The sequence below is a fragment of the Spongiactinospora sp. 9N601 genome, assembly GCF_044326295.1.
GTDB lineage: Bacteria > Actinomycetota > Actinomycetes > Streptosporangiales > Streptosporangiaceae > Spongiactinospora > Spongiactinospora gelatinilytica.
This window is the reverse complement of sequence record NZ_JBIRBB010000006.1, coordinates 56201-73287: the sequence shown is the minus strand read 5'-3', so window position 1 is coordinate 73287 and position 17087 is coordinate 56201. Positions and strand designations below refer to the sequence as shown.

The following is a 17087-nucleotide window of genomic DNA, read 5'->3' as shown; positions in this document are numbered from 1 at the left end:
CAGTGACACTTGGCGATCTTGCGCCGTTCAGGCCACATGGCAACGGCCACCGCGTGATCATTCGGAGTTTGTGAGGACAACGAAAGATCGGGCGGTGGCCGCGAGCCACAGCGTAGACCCAGACGCCTGGATGGTCATCTTCAACGACTTGATGGCCCGGATCGCCGGCCGGTTCGGCCGCATCGAGCCCCGCCGCGCCACCGGCGCTTACGTACGCGGACTGCTGGCCGACATCGACCGCAAGAACTGCTGGAACCTGGCCGAACACGCCGGACTGGCCGGACCACAGACGCTGCAACGGCTACTGCGCACCGCCCGCTGGGACGCCGACGCCGTCCGCGATGACGTACGCGATTTCATCGTCGACCGGCTCGGCCCCGGCGGCGTACTGATCGTGGACGAGACCGGGTTCGTCAAGAAGGGCACCACTTCGGCCCGGGGTGCAGCGGCAATACAGCGGCACCGCAGGCCGGATCGAAAACTGCCAGATCGGCGTGTTCCTCGCCTATGCCACCCCGGCCGGGCGAGCACTGCTGGACCGTCGCCTCTACCTGCCCGAGCACACCTGGCCGGCCGACCCCGGCCGCTGCCATACCGCCGGCGTCCCGGACCAGACGCAGTTCGCCACCAAGCCCGCCCTGGCCACCGCGATGCTCCTGGCCGCGATCGATGCCGGGGTACCGGCGAACTGGGTGAGCGGGGATGAGGTCTACGGCCAAGACCCGCGCCTGCGCGCCGCCCTGGAGGAGCGCGGGATCGGCTATGTGCTGGCCATCGCCGGTAACCGGCGGGTCGATCTGGAGGGCATCGAAGTGAACGCGGCCGAAGTCGCAACCCGGGTGGCCGATCGGCACTGGCACCGCTACCGCGCCGGCCAGGGCGCCAAGGGCCCGCGCTGGTACGCCTGGGCCTGGGCGCGGATCGACGAAAGCGAAGCCGGCGGGTATCGGCGGCTACTGATCAGGCGCAACCTGAGCACCGGAGAGTTGGCGTTCTACCGCTGCCATGCGTCCACCAGGCAGCCGCTGACGGCCCTGGTCAAGATCGCCGGAATCAGGTGGGCGGTGGAGGAGTCCTTCCAGGCGGCCAAAGGTCAGGCTGGACTGGATCATTACCAGGTCCGCGGCTGGACGGCCTGGCACCGGCACATCACCCTGGCCATGCTCGCCCTGGCCCTGCTGGCGGCCATCGCCGCCGCCCAGCCACCCAGCGACCAGGACCACATCCCGCTGACACTGCCCGAGATCCGCCGCTTGCTCGCCGTCCTCGTGTTGATCCGGCACCGCTCCATCACCGATGTCCTGCGCTGGTCGCACTGGCGCCGACGGCACCAGGCCACCGCACGACGCTGCCACTACCAGCGCAGACCCGAACCATGATCGCGAAATGTCACTGGAGTACTAGCCGTCCTCGACGGCACTATGGACCTCGGGGTGGGCGTCAGCAGGTGATGGTCGCCTCCCGGTCGACCCAGATCTGGTCGACGCCCTTGTTGCCGTACACGGAGGCGAAGAGCGTGCCCTGATAGTGCCCGCTGACGCACGGCACGGTGCTGCTCGCGGAGTGGGACTTGGCGGAACCGGTCCTCTCGCCGAACCATTCGTCGTAAGGCGCGTTGTTGTCCGGCTCCAGCCAGATGACCAGCCATTGCACCTCGGCCGGAGCGGAGTCGGAGCATTTCGCGCCACCGGTGAAGCGCACTTTGCCGTCCACGACCCGAGGAGTGTCGAAGAACACCTCGCAGCCCGGGTAGACCTCCGAAACCCGGGTTTCATTTTCCGGCCCGCCCGTATCGGGCGATAACGGGGTGGCACTCGCCGTACCGACCGCGCTCGACGTGATGGTCAGCAGTCCGGCGGCGATCACCGCGGTCAGCGTGGCGAATTTCCGGGGCCGATTCATGAATCCTCCGATCGAAAGCGGTTTCCGGTACGCATGACCATCTCCGCCCAATGGAAAGAGTCGATATTTCCTATGATTCTGTGCTCATCAAGGATGGCCATTGCGATTTCCCGTCTACATGACACCGCGCCCCCGCAAGGTGATCAACGATGAATCGGCGTACGTCTGACAGGCCGGGCCTGTTGATCCTGTCCAAACCTGTCGATGCGCTGGAATCATGGGGGCCGTGGAGCTTCGCCAGCTTGAGTACGTCATCGCGGTCGCAGAAGAACTGCACTTCGGCAGGGCTGCGGCCCGGATGCACGTCACGCAGCAGTCGGTCAGCGAACAGATCCGCAGACTGGAGCATCAGATCGGCGCCCCGCTGTTCACCCGCACCAGCCGCCGGGTGGCCCTGACCGCGGTGGGGGAGGCGTTCCTGCCCCAGGCCCGCCGAGCGGTGGCGGCGGCCCGGCACGCGCTCGACGCCGGCCGCCGGGCCGTCGCCGCCCCCGCGGGCGAGCTCCGCATCGGTCACGCCGAGGATCTCGGCCCGCGGCTGTTCCAGCTCGCCGTTCCCCTGTTACGCGCCCGCCTGCCCGAAGTACGGCTGGCACCGTCTCCGATGACCACCTTCGACCAGCTCAACGCGCTCGAAGAGGGCCGCCTGGACATCGGCTTCGGCTGGAACTCCGAGGCGCGGCCCGGCCTTGCGTCCCTGCTGGTGGTCCGCGAGCCGTTCGTCGTCGCCGTGGCCACCGGTCATCCGCTCGCCGCCGAGGACGCCGTCGATCCCGCCCGGCTCTCCCATCAGCCGATCATCGTGAACGAGCGGGAACTCAACCCCTGGCTGCACGACCACATCGTCGGCCACCTGCGAGCCCACGGCGCCGTGGTGACGATCCACCGGGAGATCTCCAGCCTGGACCGGCTGCTGCCACTGGTGCTCACGGGCGCGGCCATCGGGATCACGGTCGCCGCCTCCGCCGCGGCCCGGCCGTTCGCCGGCGTGGTCTACCGGCCCTTCACCGACCCGTGCCCGCTCGCCGACCAGCGCATCGCCTGGCGGCGGGACACCACCACACCCGCCGTGCCGGCGTTCGTCGAGATCGTCCACGAGCTTCGGGACGCGGGGGCGTTCGTGCCGGGCGTACCGGGCCTGCCGGCCCACGGGACGGACGTGCCCGCTCGCCACGAACACACCCCGGGGCGGTGAGGACGTCGGCCGCAGGACCGCGGTGGCCGTCTGTGCGGGACCCGGTCACCGAGCGGCCGGCCGCCCGCCGCCCGCGCGGTCGAGCGCGGCGGTGTAGGCGGCCTGCATCTGCGCGGCGATGGCGGGCCCGGCGGGGGCCGGCCGCCGGCGGCTCCCGGGGCCGAGGTGGGCTTCGCGGAGTTCGTCCATGAACGCCGCCACGGCCGCCGGGCCGCCGGTGGCGAGCACCTCTCCACGGGCGGCGTACTCATCGCCGACCGGGAGGTAGCGGGTCCCCCAGGCGCCGAGCTGGACGAAGACGGGCACCAGCTGGATCGCCTGCTCGGTCAGGCTGTAGACGACCTTCTGCCGGTGCGAGGGGTCCTCGGCCTTGGTCAGCAGCCCGTGCTCGACGAGCTGGGCGAGCCGGTCGGCGAGGATGTTCGACGAGATCCGCTCGGGACCGTTGAGCAGTTCACGAAAGTGCCGTGCGCCGGTAAAGATCATGTCGCGGAGGACCAGCAGGGTCCAGCGGTCCCCGAAGATCTCCAGCGACAGGTTGATCGGGCATGTCGACCGCATGTCCTTGCGCACTGCACTCATCTCCGAACCGGTTGCGTTTCGCAATATTGTCTCCTACGGTGAGAGCGGTTGCAAAACGAGAGCAGTTCGAGGAGGCACAGATGTCACTGGACAATCTGCCCGAGGTGGTGTCGCGCGAGGAATGGCTCGCCGCGCGCAAGGAGCTGCTGGTCAAGGAGAAGGAGCTCACCCGGGCCCATGACCGGGTGAACGCCGAGCGCCGCCGGTTGCCCATGGTGCGCATCGACAAGCCGTACACGTTCGAGGGCCCGAACGGGAGCGTGAGCCTGCTCGACCTGTTCGAGGGGCGGCCCCAGTTGGTCGTCCACCACTTCATGTGGATCAACGACGTCGACGCCGAGGGAAACGAGCACCCCCGCGACACCGGCTGCCCCAGTTGTTCCTCCGCCGCCGACCGCATCGGCGACCCGAGGCAACTGCACGTCCGCAACACCACGCTCGCCGCGGTGACCCGGGCCCCGTACGAGAAGATCGCCGCGTTCCGCGAGCGGATGGGCTGGACGTTCCCCTGGTACTCCTCATACGGCAGCGACTTCAACTACGACTTCCACGCGACCGTGGACGACCGGGTCGCTCCGGTGCAGATCTACTTCCGGGACGAGGCCGAGCTGGCCGAGGCCGGCATGCCGTGGTCGCCGGACCTGCGCGGCGACTGGCCGGGCATCAGCGCGTTCCTCCAGGTCGACGGCGTCGTGTACCACACCTACTCCACGTTCGGCCGCGGGATCGAGGAGTTCCACAACGGCTACCCCTACCTCGACCTCACCGTGCTCGGCCGTCAGGAGGCGTGGGAGGAGCCGAAGGGGCGCGCGACCCCGCTCGGCCGGGAGGTCGGCGGCCCCGGCCTGCGCCTGCCCGACGAGTACGACGAGTCCTAGATCATGGGTGCGCCACCGAAGGCACTGCGGCCGAGCAGGGCGAACCTCGTCCTGACCACGCTGTTCCTGGGGGCGGCTTCACCACCTCCGCCGCGATCATCACCGGCCTGGTCATCGCCGTGATCGCCATCCCGGTGGCCCGGGCCACCGGCTTCCTGAAGCCGCCGGTGGTCAAGGACACCACGGCATCGCGGGAGGCGGCCCGCGTCCGACGGTACCGACCGGCGGGCTCCCGCCTACCGCGTCTCGCGCAGCCAGGTCTCGAAGCCCACCAGGCCGGGGAACCGTTCGCGCAGGGCCGGAAGGTCGGCCTGGTACCCCTCGTTCTCAAACCAGCCGAACATGGTGGCGGCCTCCTCCGCCCCGGCGCGCCGCTCGGCTCGCTCCTGTTGCAGGTCGTACGCCGGCACGCCACGCTCGCGCACGAGCTCCTCGCCCGGATCGGGGTCACGCCACCACAGGAACCGGTGCTGCTGTACCTGGAGGATCACCGCCCGGTGCAGCAGTCGGAGCTGGTCCGCTTTCTCGGCCGGGACCGCTCGACGGTCTCGGTGACCCTCGGCACGATGGAACGGGCCGGCCTGATCGCCCGCTCACCGTCCGAGCCCACCGCCGGGCCATGCTCGTACGGCTCACCGCCACCGGCCGGGACCTGTGCCCGCGCATCCGCCAGGTCTGGGCCGAGCTGGAGGACCGCGCCTTCGGCGGGTTGACCACCGAGCAGCGGGCGGAGCTGGCCGCCGCCCTCGCCACCGTACGCGACGCGCTGGACAGGAAGTGATCACGGGCCGGCGGGGTGCGCCGGCCCGAGGTCGGAGCTACCCGGCGTGGGCGGCCAGGCCCTCGTGGAGGTTGCGGTAGGCCGGGGTCCAGGCGAGGTCGCGGGTGGCCTTGGCGTGGGAGATGCGCATCTTCGTGTCGATCAGGAGGCAGCCGAGGTACGGCACGGCCAGGCGGATCATCCACTGCGGGGTCACCACCGGGCGCGGAGTGCCGTGTACGCGGGCGACCGTGGTCAGGAAGTCGCGCCAGCTCATCGGTTCGTCGTCCACGATGTTGTACGCCTCGCCGGCCTTGCCCCGTTCCATCGCGGCGACCGCGGCCGAAGCGGCGTCGTCCACGTGGATGAAGGAGGTGACCCCCGTCCTGCCCCGTGGCAGCACCGGCGCGTGCTTGCGCATCATGTCGGCGAACATGTCGCTGAACGCGTTCTTACCGTAGAACATCCCGTACCGCAGCGCGATGCCCTCGATGCCGTCCGCCGCGAACACCTGCCGCTCGGTCGCCACGCTGGAGTCGGTGACCAGGTCGGCCACCGTGCCGACGTGCCTGCCGAACTCGTCGTCCTCGGTGAGCAGCCGCTCGCCGTGGTCGCAGTAGCCGTACCCGGTGATCAGCGACTGGGTGACGAACCGCCGCGCGCCGACCACGCGGGCCGCGTGCAGGAGGTTCTCCGTCCCCTTGCCGCGCAGGGCGATGGTCAGGTCATCGGGCCGCAGCTTGCGCGGGGCGCCGCGCAGCGCCGTGGCCTGGTGCATGACCACGTCGGCGCCCTGGCCGTCGACCGCGCGGAGCAGCGCTTCGCGATCCAGTACGTCGGCGATGACGGGAATCGCCCCGTAATTGGTGATGAGCTGCCGTTTGGCCGGATCGCGGATGATCGCGATCACCTTGTGCCCCGCGTCGGCCAGCGCGGACAGCAGCGGAACCCCGACCGCGCCGGTGGCTCCTGCCAGCAGAACCCTCATCGCGCCCGCCTCCCCAGCGAAAGGGTGACGCCGGGCGGATCGGGCGCCTTTGAGGCCACGACCACGTTCGCGATGGCCCGTGCCATGACGACCTCCATGTCTGACTTACCGGATTTGATGGCACCCCTTACGACAAGTCGACAGGGCCTCACTGTGACATGGCGGGCGAAACCGATTTCCAGGGCCGTCCGGCCGGGGACACCACAGTGACCGAGATCACCTTGTGAATCGTCACAGCGGCCCGGCGGAGGTCATCTCCATGGCCGTATCGCCGGCCGTCCCGAACCGCGGCGGCGGCCCCGAGATCTTCCAAGGAGCGCCGATGACCACCACCACCCCGCTGCTGTTCGTCCACGGCTTCTGGCACGGCTCCTGGTGCTGGAGCGAGGTGCTCGCCCACGTCGCCGACTCCGGCCGGCAGGCCCTGGCCGTGGACCTGGCCGGGCACGGACTGCGCGCCCGGCGTCCGGAGTCGGTCACCGGACGGCCGTTCTCTCCCGAGCGCCTGGCCACCGAGAAGTCACCGGTGGCGGACGTCGATCTCGACCAGGCCGGTGACCTGCTGGTGTCCCAGATCAGGCGGCTGGGGCGGGGCGGGCCGGTCACGGTCGTGGCGCACAGCATGGGCGGGTCCGTCCTGACGCGCGCCGCCGAGCAGGCCCCCGAACTGATCGCGCACGCGGTGTACCTGGCGGCGTTCATGCCCGCCTCCGGCGTCTCGGCCATGGAGTGCGCCACGATGCCGGAGAACGCGGGCGAACTGATCGGCCCGTCGGTGCGGGCCGACCCGGGGGCGGTGGGCGCGCTGCGACTCGACACCGTCTCGGCCGAGCCCGCCTACCGCGCCCAACTCCGCCAGGCGTTCTACGGCGACCTCGACCCGGCCGACGCCGACGCCGCGCTCGGGCTGCTGACGCCGGACGCACCCCTCGGGATCGCGCTGGGCACCACCACGCTGACCAGCGACGGCTGGGGCTCGGTCCCCCGGACGTACGTGGGGTGCGCGCAGGACATGACGATCCGGCCGCCGCTCCAGCGGAAGTTCATCGACGACGCCGACGCCGCCTTCCCCGGCAACCCGACGTTGACCGTCGCACTGGACACCGCCCACTCACCGTTCCTGTCGATGCCGGACCGGGTCGCCGAGATCGTCGGCGGGCTAGGCTGACGCGGCGCGCCGCCGTACCGGTCAGTTCCGCTTGGACCTGCTGTCCTCCCCCCAGAGGAACCAGCAGTAGACCCCGAAGACCACGGCGGCCAGCGCCACGAGCACGATCTTCCAGGCCCCCGGAACGACGACCATCAGCACCACGACGGCCAGCACACCAAGGCCGATCTTCTTCAGGAGCGACATCGACACCCTTCCACGCACGGTGATCGAAATTGTCCACTTCGCCCTCCGGCGAAGTCCAGCCATCGGCCACCAGAAATTTGGGACCGTTCCGGTTGTCCCAGAATCGGGGTATTTCCTCGTCAACTACTCGGCCGAGGAGTAACATCCCGTCGGCGGCGTAGGGCGGGGGCCGATCGCCCTACGCCGCCTTGGTCGCCCGCCGCCCAGGGGTATATGCCCGAAGTGACCTCATCAACATGGGATCGCACGCAACTCGCCGTCGCCGAGTACACCAGCCTGCGTGCGGAGATCGTCCAGCTCACCGGGTTACAGACCCAGCTCATCGGCGGAACGGTGGTGGCGTTCGGCGTCATACTCTCCGTCGGCTTCGAGGCCGGCAACACGGCCGTCGTCCTCGTCTACCCGCTGCTGTCCCTGGTGCTCGGGATCGCGTGGCTCTACAAGGCGCATCTGATCACCAGGATCGCGGCCTACCTGCGCGAGAGGGTGGAGGGCCGGGTCGGTCCCGGTGATCTCGGCTGGGAGCACTTCGTGCGGACCCACCCGCTGCCGCATCGGCTGCTGGCGTACTGGGGGCTGCGGTCGGTGTTCCCGGTGACCTCGGTGCTCGCCATGGTGGCGAGCCATGTGGTGGGCTCGCCGCGTTCGGCGCTGCTGGCGCTCTACGCGGCGTCCTGCCTGGTCACCGCCGGCACATTCGTGATCTTCGCTGTGTGGCGGGAACCGGCCCCGGAGCTTGCCGGGGCCGGGCCGGGCCGGGCCGGGCGGGTCAGAAGGGGTAGGCCGGGGGTTCGCCGCGCATGGTGATCCAGCGGGTCTCGGTGAACGCCTCGATGTTGGCCTGGGCGCCGCCGAAGCGGGAGCCGGTGCCGGAGGCGAGGACGCCGCCGAACGGGGCGTTGGCCTCGTCGTTCACCGTCTGGTCGTTGATGTGGACGATGCCGGTCGGGATGCGTTCGGCGGCGGCGAGGCCGCGCATCACGTCGCGGGTCACGATGCCCAGGGCCAGTCCGTATTCGCTCGCGGACGCCAGCCGTACCGCCTCCTCGGTCGAGGTGACGCGGGTGACGGGCGCGACCGGGCCGAACACCTCGTCGGCGAACGCGGGCGCGGTCAGCGGGACGTCGGCCAGCACGGTGGGCCGGTAGAACAGCTCCTGGTAGGCCCCGCCGCCGGCGAGCCGGGCGCCCTGCTCGACGCTGGCGGTGACCAGGCGGTGGATCTTGTCGCGCTGTCCCGCGTCGATGACGGGGCCGAGCGCGACCTCGCCGGCCGCCGGGTCGCCGACCGTGAGCGCGGCGGCCTTGTCCGCGAGGCGTTCGACGAACGCGTCGTACAGCCCGTCGGCGACCAGGTGACGGCCCGTGGTCATGCAGATCTGCCCCTGGTGGAAGAACGAGCCCCAGGCGGCCAGGGTGGCGGCCTGGTCCACGTCCGCGTCGTCGAGGATCAGCAGCGCGGAGTTGCCGCCGAGTTCGAGGTGCGCGCGCTTGAGGTGCCGGCCGGCGAGCTCGCCGATCCGGCGGCCGACGGCGGTGGAGCCGGTGAAGGAGATGACCCGTACGCTCGGATGGGTGATCAGGGCCTCCCCGACCTCCGGGCCGCCGGGCAGCATCTGGAGCACGCCCGGGGGCAGGCCGGCCTCCTCGAACACGCGGGCCATCAGGGTTCCGCCGGTCACCGCGGTACGCGGGTCGGGCTTGAGGATGACCGCGTTGCCGAGCGCGAGCGCCGGGGCCACCGAGCGGATGCCGAGGATGATGGGCACGTTGAAGGGTGAGATCACCACGACCACCCCGGCCGGCATCCGCCGGGCCATGGACAGGCGGGGCTGCTCCGAGGGCAGGATCTCACCGATCGCCCGCCCGGGCAGCCCGGCGGCCTCGTAGCACTCCTCCGCCGCCACGTGCAGCGAGAATTCGGCCATGCCGGGGACCGCGCCGACCTCGCGGATGTTCCAGCCGCGGATCTCCTCGGCGTGCCGCTGCCACAGGTCTCCGGCCCTGCGCAGGACGGCGGCGCGGGCCGTGTGCGGCATCGCCGCCCACTCGCGCTGGGCCTCGGCCGCGGCGGTGGCGGCCTCGGCGACGTCCTCGGCCCCGGCCATTCCCATCCGGCCGAGTTCGGCCCCGGTGGCGGGCTCGATGACGGGATAGTCGCCGCCGCGCCCGGCCGTCCACTCGCCCTTCTTGAAGATGTTCCCCTGCCAGTCGACGCCGTCGAGCAGTGTCACTGAGCTCCCTCTCCCTTGTCTCATGTCGCTCGTGTCTCAATGGTCCATGCGGAGGATCGGTTTGATCACTTCGCCGCGGCGGCTCGCCGCGAGCGCCTCGCCGATCTCCCCCAGCTCATAGAAGCGGGCCAGCCGGTCGAACGGGAAGCGGCCCTGCCGGTGCAGCTCGATCAGCGCGCCGATCAGGGGCTGCGCGCGGCCACTGCCGCCGAGCGTGCCGACGATCCGCTTGCCCCACAGGGTGGACAGGTGGTCCAGGCCGAACTCCGCCCCGGCCGGGGCGCCGCCGATCAGCACGCAGGTGCCGAGCATCCCGACGCTGTCGGCCGCCTGCCGGACGACCGAGATCACGCCGGTGCATTCCAGGGCGTGGTCGGTGGGCCCGTCGCACAGGCGGCGCACCTCGGCGACGGGGTCGGCCGCGCGGGCGTCCACGGTGTGCGTGGCCCCCAGTTCGGCGGCCAGCGCCAGCCGGGCGGGGTGCCGGTCCACCGCGATGATCGTGGTGGCCGGGGTGAGCCGGGCGGCCATCACCGCGGCCAGGCCGACCGCGCCGACGCCGTACACGACCAGGCTCGCGCCGGGGGCGGGGCGCAGGGTGTTCAGCACGGCCCCGGCGCCGGTGGAGAACCCGCAGGCCAGCGGCCCCAGCAGGGCCAGCGGCGCGTCCTTGGGCACGACGACCAGGGCCTCGGCCCAGGTGAGCGAGTAGGTCGCGAACGAGGACTGGCCGAAGAAGTGGCTGTGCACCGGGGTCCCGCCGGGGCGGCGCAGCGCCGGCCGCCCGGCGTGCGGGCCGAGCAGCCGCCCGCCCCCGCACAGCGCCTCGCCGAGCCGGGCGCAGTACCGCGGCTCGCCGTCCCGGCAGTTGCGGCATGTGCCGCAGGAGGGCCAGCCGATGACCACGTGGTCGCCCGGCCGTACCGCGGTGACGCCGTCGCCCACCGCGACGACCACCCCCGCGCCTTCGTGCCCGAGCACGCCGGGGAACGGCATCGGCAGGTCACCGTGCCGGGTGATCTCGTCGGTGTGGCAGATCCCGGAGGCGACGATCCGTACCAGCGCCTCCCCCGGCCCTGGTTCGTCGAGTTCCAGTTCCTCGACGCGGAACGGCGCGCCGAGCTCTTCCACGACGGCGGCGGACACCTTCATCGGGGGCTCCTCCCGGCTGCGAAGGGGGACGGCAGTGGCGGAGTCAGGCTCTCCACCAGGCGGGCCACGCGCAGTACGGCCTCGTCGCGCATCGCCGCGCCGATGATCTGCAGGCCGACCGGCAGGCCGTCGGCGAGCGCCACCGGCACGGAGATCGCCGGGAGCCCGGCGACGTTGCAGGGCGAGGTGAGCCGGGTCAGCATCGGCTCGATGGGCCATTCGCGCCCCTCGATCGTGACGGTCATCGCGCCGATGGGCGGGGCGAGGATCGGTACCGTGGCGCTGACCAGCACGTCGTGGGCGGCCAGCGCGTCGCGCAGGGCGGCGGTGGAGCGGCGCAGCGCCGCCTCGTGCCGCTCGGTCTCCGCGGCCGAGGGCGGGACCTTGCGCATCAGCTCGGCGATGTCCGGCCCGAACAGCGCGGGGTCGCGCTCGAACGCCTCCCTGTGGAACGCGCCCGCCTCGCGGACGATCCGCTCCAGCGCCGCGTACGGCATGAGCGGCTGGTCGGGGACGACGACGTCCGTCACCCGCACGCCGTGCCCGTCCAGCAGGGCGCGGACGTCCGCGAGCACGGCCCGCACCTCGGGCGCGAGCACCGCGTCGTACCAGCCGCCCAGCCAGCCCACCCGCGGCTCGTCGGGGTGGTCCCGCGGCAGCGGGCCGGCCAGGGCGGCGGTCAGCGCGGCGGCGTCGTCCACCGTGCGCGCCAGCACCCCGAGGTGGTCCAGCGAAGGGGCCAGCGGCAGCACGCCGTCCAGCGGAATCCGGCCGCGGGTCGGCTTGAAGCCGACGCAGCCGCTCAGCGCGGCCGGGATGCGCACGCTGCCGGCCGTGTCGGAGCCGAGCGCCCCCAGCGAACTGCCCGCCGCCACGGAGGCCGCCGACCCGCCGGAGGACCCGCCGGGGATGCGGCCCCGCCGGTAGGGGTTGTGCGTGGGGCCGAAGAACGGGCTGTCGGTGCGCCCGCCCCAGGCCAGTTCGTGGGTGGTGTGCTTGCCGAGGAGCACCGCGCCGGCGCGGCGCAGGCCGCGTACCGCGCTCGCGTCCCGCTGCGGCACGTGGTCGCCGAATCTGGGCGAACCGTAGCGGGTGGGGACGCCCGCCGTGTCGATCAGGTCCTTGATGCCGATGGGCAGGCCGTGCAGCGGGCCCCGCCGTACGCCGCGGGCCGCCTCCGCGCTCAGCGCGGCCGCCTCGGCGCGGGCCCGCTCGGCGGTCACCGTGGCGTAGGCGTGCAGGTCCGGCTCGGTGGCCTCGATCCGGCTCAGCAGGTGCTCGGTCAGCTCCGCGGGCGTGATCTCGCCGCGGGCGATGGCGGCGATCGCCGCCGTGGCCGTCTCAGCGGGAAGCGGCATCGCCGCCCCCCTCCCTGACGTGGTAGCCGACCGGGAACAGGCTCAGCCCGGTCCGGTCGCGTACCAGGCCCCACAGCCCGCCGGGCAGCCAGAGCGCCGCCGCGACGCCGACCGCGCCGAGCAGCACCAGGTACCACGAGCCGTAGTCGGAGAGCACCTGCTGCAACGCGAAGAACACCAGCGCCCCGAGCAGCGGGCCCTCGATGTAGCCGATCCCGCCGATCACCACGATGAAGATCATGTACGCGGACCACTGCACGCTGAAGATGGCGTCGGGATTGACGCTGAGCGAGCTGATCGTGATCACGCCGCCGGCCGCGCCGCAGCCCGCCGCCGAGATGAGGTAGACCAGCCGCTTGGCCCGCGTCACGTCGATCCCGGCCGAGCTGGCCGCGGTCTCCTCGTCCCGCACGGCCATCAGCGACAGGCCGGCCCGGCCGCGCAGCAGCAGGTAGCACCCGCCGATGGTGGCCAGTGCGAGGGCGAGCGCGATCCAGTACGTGAGCGCGCCACGGAGGGTCTGGTCGATGCCGGACATTCCGGATAGGCCCTTCCCACTGCCGCCGCCCACGCCGTCGATCCGCACCACCAGCAGCCGGTACACCTCGGCGATCACCCAGGTCCCGACCGCGAAGTAGTCGCCGCGCAGCCGGAACGCCAGCCAGGAGGTGGGCACCGCGAACAACGCGCAGGTGAGCGCGCCGAGCGGGACCGCCAGGTACGGCTGCACGCCCTGGTCGGCCAGTGCGATGACGCTGTAGGCGCCGATGCCGATGTAGGCCTGCTGCCCCACCGACACCAGCCCGCCGAACCCGGCCAGCAGGTTCCACATGCTCGCCAGCGCGATCAGCACGAACAGGTTGACCAGCGTGTCGGTGACCGTGCTGAACACCAGGAACGGCAGCGCCGCCAAGACCACCGCGCTCAGCGCCATGGCCGCGGCCGACACCTTGGAGGACCTGGCCGCGCGGCTCACCCGGACCTGCGCCGCCCGCGCGATCAGCGTCTGTGACAGTGTCATGCGGCCCTTCCCGCGAGCAGGCCCTGCGGCCGGAAGGCCAGCACGGCGAGGAAGATGAGATGCCCGGCCAGCAGGGTCAGCGCCGGGTCGACCTGCGCGCTCAGCGACTGGGCGACGCCCAGGACCATCCCGCCGAGCAGCGTTCCCCACAGGGAGCCGAGCCCGCCGATGACGACGGCCTCGAAGGCGAAGATCAGCCGGGAGGGTCCGATGGACGGGTCGAACGACGAGCGCATCGCGAACATCAGCCCGGCCAGCGCGACGGTGGCGAACGCGATGGCGGTGGCGATGCCGTACACGTGCCTGCTGTCGGCGCCCATCAGGCTCGCGGTCTCCCGGTCGTCGGCGGAGGCGCGCAGCATCCGGCCGAGCCCGGTGCGCGACAGGAACATCTGGATGCCCGCCAGGGCGGCGCAGGCCAGCAGGAACGTCGTCAGCGACAGGTAACCGACCGAGGTGGAGTCGGTGAGGTGGAAGGAGGCGGTGGCGAAGGAGCCGCCGTCGAGCGTGCGGGTGTCCGCCGAGAAGACCTCAAGCAGGAGGTTCTGCAGCACGATGGACAGGCCGAAGGTGACCAGCAGGGTGGCCAGCGGGCCCGCGCCCAGGCTGCGTTGCAGCAGTACCCGCTGGGTCAGGTAGCCGAGCAGGGCGAACAGCGGCACGGTCACCACCACCACGACCCACAGCGGCAGGCCGGTCCCGCTGACCATCGCGAGCGCCAGGAACGAGGCGACCACCGCGAGGTCGCCGTGCGCGAGGTTGACGATCCGCATGACGCCGAACATCAGCGACAGGCCGGTCGCGAACAGCGCGTACAGGCCGCCGAGCAGCAGCCCCTGGACGACGGCGTTGAGCCAGCCCATGTCAGTCGCCTCCCTTTCCCGGGGTCCCCCCGGCGTACGCCGTCCCGATGCCGAAGTAGGCGTGCTCGACCTGCTCGGGGGTCAGCTCCCTGGGCCGCCCGCGCAGCACGGACCGGCCTTCCAGCAGGCAGTGCAGCCGGTCGGCGACGCGCATGGCCTGCGAGACGTCCTGCTCGACGAGCAGCGCGGTGGTACCGGCTGTGACGATGTCCGGCAGCACCTCGTAGATGCGGCGGACCACCACCGGCGCGAGCCCGAGTGACAACTCGTCGATGAGCAGCAGCGCGGGGTTGGACAGCAACGCCCTGCCGATCGCCACCGCCTGCTGCTCGCCGCCGGAGAGCTGGGCGGCGTTCTGCGCGCGCCGGTCGGCCATCCAGGGGAACAGCTCGTACACGCGGGCGAGGTTCCAGGCGCCGGGGCGCCTGCGGTACGCGCCGGCCAGCAGGTTCTCCTCCACCGTCAGGGACCGGAACAGCCGCCGCCCCTCCGGCACCAGCGCGATGCCCGCCGGCACCCGTTTGTGGGCGGGCATCCTGGTGATGTCGGTGCCGTCGAAGGTGATGGACCCGGACGCGGGCGGGTTGAGCCCGGCCACGGCCCGCAGCAGGGTGGACTTGCCCGCGCCGTTGGCGCCGATGATCGCCAGTACCTCGCCGCGCTCCACCTCCAGGCTGAGCCCGTCCACCGCGCGCAGTTGCCCGTGGTACACGGTGAGGTCGCGGATCGACAGCAGCGTCATGCCCCCTCCTCCGGCGCGCTCGTCCCGGAACCGGTCTCGGGACCGGCCCCGAGGTACAGTTCGCGCACCTTGCGGTCGGCGAGCACGTGCATCGGCTCGCCGTCGGCGACCACGTCGCCGCCGGCCAGGCAGATCATCCGCTCGACGGTGCTGACCAGCGCGTGGACGACGTGCTCGATCCACACCACGCCCAGCCCTTCGGCGTGCAGCCGCCCGACGACCTCGACGAGTTCGTGCACCTCGGGCTCGGTCAGCCCGCCGGCGACCTCGTCCAGCAGGAGCAGCCGGGGGCCGGTGCCGAGCGCGCGGGCCATCTCCAGGCGTTTGCGCTGCAACAGCGTGAGCCGGCCCGCCGGGGTGTTGGCGAGGGCGGCCAGGCCGGTGCGCTCAAGTACGTCCATCGCGTGCGCCCACGCCTGCCGGCCTTTGAGGCCCGCCCCCTGGTGGCCGCAGACCAGCACGTTCTCGAAGACGGTCAGGTGCGAGAAGGGCCGCGGCACCTGGTAGGTGCGCCCGATCCCGGCCCTCGTGCGGGCGTGCGGCGGGGCGCCGGTGATCTCCCGCCCGGCGAACCACACCGTCCCCCGGTCCGGCCGGAGGTCACCGGAGATCATCCCGAACAGGCTGGACTTGCCCGCCCCGTTCGGGCCCACGATCCCCAGCGCCTCCCCGGCCCGCACCGACAGGGAGAGGTCGCCGGCGACGGTCACCTTGCCGAAGCTCTTGGTGATGCCGGTAAGGCGCAGCAGTGGCTCGGTCATCGGGCGTTGGTGGGCAGCAGGTCGCCGCCGACCGGGACGGCCTTGTTGGCGGAGTTGTCCACGATCACCACGTCCCACGGGAACCGCTCGCCCTTGCGCCACTGGCCGCCGACCGGGTGCTGGAGCGCGATGCCGGGCTGCGGGCCCGCGGTGAAGTCGAGGTCGCCGCTCATGCACCTGATCTTCATGCCGCGCAGCTTGGCGGCCACCTCGTCGCGGTCCTTGGGGTCGCTCGCCTCCTTGAACGCCTGGATGGCGATCTCGAACAGCGAGTACACCGATCCGAGGGCCTGGGTCCACTGCTTGCCGGTCTCGGCGGCGAAGTCGTCGGCGAGCTGCTTGGCGGACTTGCCGTCCAGGACGGACTTGTAGGGGTGGGCCGGGCTCCACCAGAAGTCGGTGGCGATGTTGGCGGCGAGCCCGCCCAGCGCCTCGGCCTCGGAGGGGAACAGCATGACCTTGGCGACGGTGGCCAGCTTGGGCTTGAAACCCTGCTGGCGGGCCTGCTTCCAGAAGGTCTGGAAGTCCGGCGGGATCGGGGTGCAGGTGAACAGGTCGGCGCCGGACTCCTTGAAGGTGGCGATCTGCGCGGTGAAGTCGGTGGCGCCGTTCTGGTAGGCGCCGCCGTCCACCGGGGTGTAGCCGGACTTCTTCATCATCGGCCCGAGCCCCTGCCTGAAGGCGTTGGCGTCGGTGTCGTTGGGCCACAGCGCGGCCACGTTCTTGGAGGAGACGTCGGCGCGGTCCCACATCGGGAAGAAGCAGTCGGCGAACTCCTGCATGCCGAAGAAGAACAGCGTCGTGTACTTGAAGCCCTCGCCCGGCTTGCCACCCCGGCCGTGGAACCACGCCTCCCACGGGGCGATCGTGGTGACGTTCGGGATGCCGTTGGCCTCGCACTGGTCGGCCACCGGGTTGGTGGTGTCGGGCGTGGAGGACCCGACGATGAGGTCCACCTTGTCGCTGTTGATCAGTTGCCGGGTGACCTCGGTGGCGCGGTTGGGGTTGGACTGGGTGTCCTTGACGACGATCTCGATCCGCCGCTTGACGCCGCCCGCCGTGAAGCCGCCGCGCACCGCCTGCTGGATCTGCTTGACCACGAAGTTGTCCGCGGTGGCGAATCCGGCCAGCGGCCCGGTCTGGGGGCTGACGTAGCCGATCTTGAGCACGTCCGACGACGAGCCGCCGGTGCCCTTCAGGCCGCCGCAGGCGCTCACCAGGGAGGCGCCGCCGAGGGCGGCCGCCGCGCCGAGGAAGGAACGGCGGCCCAGGCCGCCCGTGGGAATGTCGCGCACGGC

18 protein-coding genes and 2 pseudogenes are annotated in these 17087 nt (G+C 71.6%); 7 read left to right on the top strand and 13 right to left on the bottom strand.

Annotated features, from left to right (window positions below; translation table 11 throughout):
• Nucleotides 1-151 precede the first annotated feature (151 nt).
• Nucleotides 152-1379, top strand: a pseudogene (locus ACH34R_RS15305) (IS701 family transposase).
• Between the two features lie 61 nt (nt 1380-1440).
• Here the strand turns inward: ACH34R_RS15305 and ACH34R_RS15300 are convergent.
• A complete protein-coding gene (locus ACH34R_RS15300) occupies nt 1441-1902 on the bottom strand; it encodes a hypothetical protein (protein ID WP_397562075.1) in 462 nt (153 codons plus the stop codon).
• Nucleotides 1903-2128: 226 nt separating this feature from the next.
• Between ACH34R_RS15300 and ACH34R_RS15295 the strand changes: the two genes are divergently transcribed.
• Nucleotides 2129-3097 carry a LysR family transcriptional regulator gene (locus tag ACH34R_RS15295; protein WP_397562074.1) on the top strand — a complete coding sequence of 323 codons (969 nt, stop codon included), beginning with the start codon at nt 2129-2131 and terminating at the stop codon, nt 3095-3097.
• 45 nt (nt 3098-3142) lie between these two features.
• On the opposite strand, the gene ACH34R_RS15290 is transcribed toward ACH34R_RS15295, so the two are convergent.
• Nucleotides 3143-3658, bottom strand: a complete 516-nt coding sequence (locus tag ACH34R_RS15290; protein WP_397562073.1) for a winged helix-turn-helix transcriptional regulator — start codon at nt 3656-3658, stop codon at nt 3143-3145.
• A 101-nt stretch (nt 3659-3759) separates the two neighbouring features.
• Between ACH34R_RS15290 and ACH34R_RS15285 the strand changes: the two genes are divergently transcribed.
• Nucleotides 3760-4557, top strand: a complete 798-nt coding sequence (locus ACH34R_RS15285; protein WP_397562072.1) for a DUF899 domain-containing protein — start codon at nt 3760-3762, stop codon at nt 4555-4557.
• Nucleotides 4558-4793: 236 nt separating this feature from the next.
• Here ACH34R_RS15285 and ACH34R_RS15280 read toward each other — a convergent pair whose 3' ends face one another.
• The gene (locus ACH34R_RS15280; RefSeq protein ID WP_397562464.1) at nt 4794-5048 is read right to left on the bottom strand and encodes a hypothetical protein; all 255 of its coding nucleotides are present in this window, start codon (nt 5046-5048) and stop codon (nt 4794-4796) included.
• Between ACH34R_RS15280 and ACH34R_RS15275 the strand changes: the two are divergent.
• Both ACH34R_RS15275 and ACH34R_RS15270 read left to right on the top strand, forming a co-directional pair.
• Nucleotides 5025-5102: pseudogene (locus tag ACH34R_RS15275) on the top strand (hypothetical protein); the annotation flags it as partial. The gene ACH34R_RS15280 and the pseudogene ACH34R_RS15275 overlap by 24 nt on opposite strands.
• A gap of 74 nt (nt 5103-5176) precedes the next feature.
• Entirely contained in the window at nt 5177-5338 is a 162-nt protein-coding gene (locus tag ACH34R_RS15270) for a hypothetical protein (RefSeq protein ID WP_397562463.1), read from the top strand.
• Nucleotides 5339-5375: 37 nt separating this feature from the next.
• Here the strand turns inward: ACH34R_RS15270 and ACH34R_RS15265 are convergent, their stop codons facing one another.
• Nucleotides 5376-6305: an NAD-dependent epimerase/dehydratase family protein gene (locus ACH34R_RS15265; protein WP_397562071.1), complete on the bottom strand. Its 930-nt coding sequence runs from the start codon at nt 6303-6305 to the stop codon at nt 5376-5378.
• 322 nt (nt 6306-6627) lie between these two features.
• On the opposite strand from ACH34R_RS15265, the gene ACH34R_RS15260 reads away from it, so the two are divergent.
• Complete coding sequence (locus tag ACH34R_RS15260; protein ID WP_397562070.1) at nt 6628-7473, top strand: alpha/beta fold hydrolase; 846 nt, start codon at nt 6628-6630, stop codon at nt 7471-7473.
• A gap of 21 nt (nt 7474-7494) precedes the next feature.
• Here the strand turns inward: ACH34R_RS15260 and ACH34R_RS15255 are convergent, their stop codons facing one another.
• Nucleotides 7495-7659 carry a hypothetical protein gene (locus ACH34R_RS15255; protein WP_397562069.1) on the bottom strand — a complete coding sequence of 55 codons (165 nt, stop codon included), beginning with the start codon at nt 7657-7659 and terminating at the stop codon, nt 7495-7497.
• 222 nt (nt 7660-7881) lie between these two features.
• On the opposite strand from ACH34R_RS15255, the gene ACH34R_RS15250 reads away from it, so the two are divergent.
• On the top strand, nt 7882-8466 hold the full coding sequence (locus ACH34R_RS15250) for a hypothetical protein (RefSeq protein ID WP_397562068.1): 585 nt from the start codon (nt 7882-7884) through the stop codon (nt 8464-8466).
• Here ACH34R_RS15250 and ACH34R_RS15245 read toward each other — a convergent pair.
• The 8 genes from ACH34R_RS15245 to ACH34R_RS15210 are packed head-to-tail and all read right to left on the bottom strand — an operon-like array spanning nt 8429 to nt 17084.
• Nucleotides 8429-9892 carry a benzaldehyde dehydrogenase gene (locus ACH34R_RS15245; protein WP_397562067.1) on the bottom strand — a complete coding sequence of 488 codons (1464 nt, stop codon included), beginning with the start codon at nt 9890-9892 and terminating at the stop codon, nt 8429-8431. The genes ACH34R_RS15250 and ACH34R_RS15245 overlap by 38 nt on opposite strands.
• A gap of 36 nt (nt 9893-9928) precedes the next feature.
• Entirely contained in the window at nt 9929-11044 is a 1116-nt protein-coding gene (locus tag ACH34R_RS15240; RefSeq protein ID WP_397562066.1) for an NAD(P)-dependent alcohol dehydrogenase, read from the bottom strand.
• Nucleotides 11041-12402, bottom strand: coding sequence for an amidase (locus ACH34R_RS15235; RefSeq protein WP_397562065.1), 1362 nt, complete (start codon nt 12400-12402; stop codon nt 11041-11043). The genes ACH34R_RS15240 and ACH34R_RS15235 overlap by 4 nt, the downstream gene beginning before the upstream one ends.
• A complete protein-coding gene (locus tag ACH34R_RS15230) occupies nt 12386-13423 on the bottom strand; it encodes a branched-chain amino acid ABC transporter permease (RefSeq protein WP_397562064.1) in 1038 nt (345 codons plus the stop codon). The genes ACH34R_RS15235 and ACH34R_RS15230 overlap by 17 nt, the downstream gene beginning before the upstream one ends.
• Nucleotides 13420-14286 (bottom strand): branched-chain amino acid ABC transporter permease, encoded by an 867-nt coding sequence (locus tag ACH34R_RS15225; RefSeq protein ID WP_397562063.1) that lies wholly within the window; start codon nt 14284-14286, stop codon nt 13420-13422. Before ACH34R_RS15225 ends, ACH34R_RS15230 begins: the two co-directional genes overlap by 4 nt.
• A gap of 1 nt (nt 14287) precedes the next feature.
• Nucleotides 14288-15028, bottom strand: a complete 741-nt coding sequence (locus ACH34R_RS15220; protein ID WP_397562062.1) for an ABC transporter ATP-binding protein — start codon at nt 15026-15028, stop codon at nt 14288-14290.
• Complete coding sequence (locus tag ACH34R_RS15215) at nt 15025-15789, bottom strand: ABC transporter ATP-binding protein (protein WP_397562061.1); 765 nt, start codon at nt 15787-15789, stop codon at nt 15025-15027. Before ACH34R_RS15215 ends, ACH34R_RS15220 begins: the two co-directional genes overlap by 4 nt.
• Complete coding sequence (locus ACH34R_RS15210) at nt 15786-17084, bottom strand: ABC transporter substrate-binding protein (RefSeq protein WP_397562060.1); 1299 nt, start codon at nt 17082-17084, stop codon at nt 15786-15788. Before ACH34R_RS15210 ends, ACH34R_RS15215 begins: the two co-directional genes overlap by 4 nt.
• Nucleotides 17085-17087: the final 3 nt, after the last annotated feature.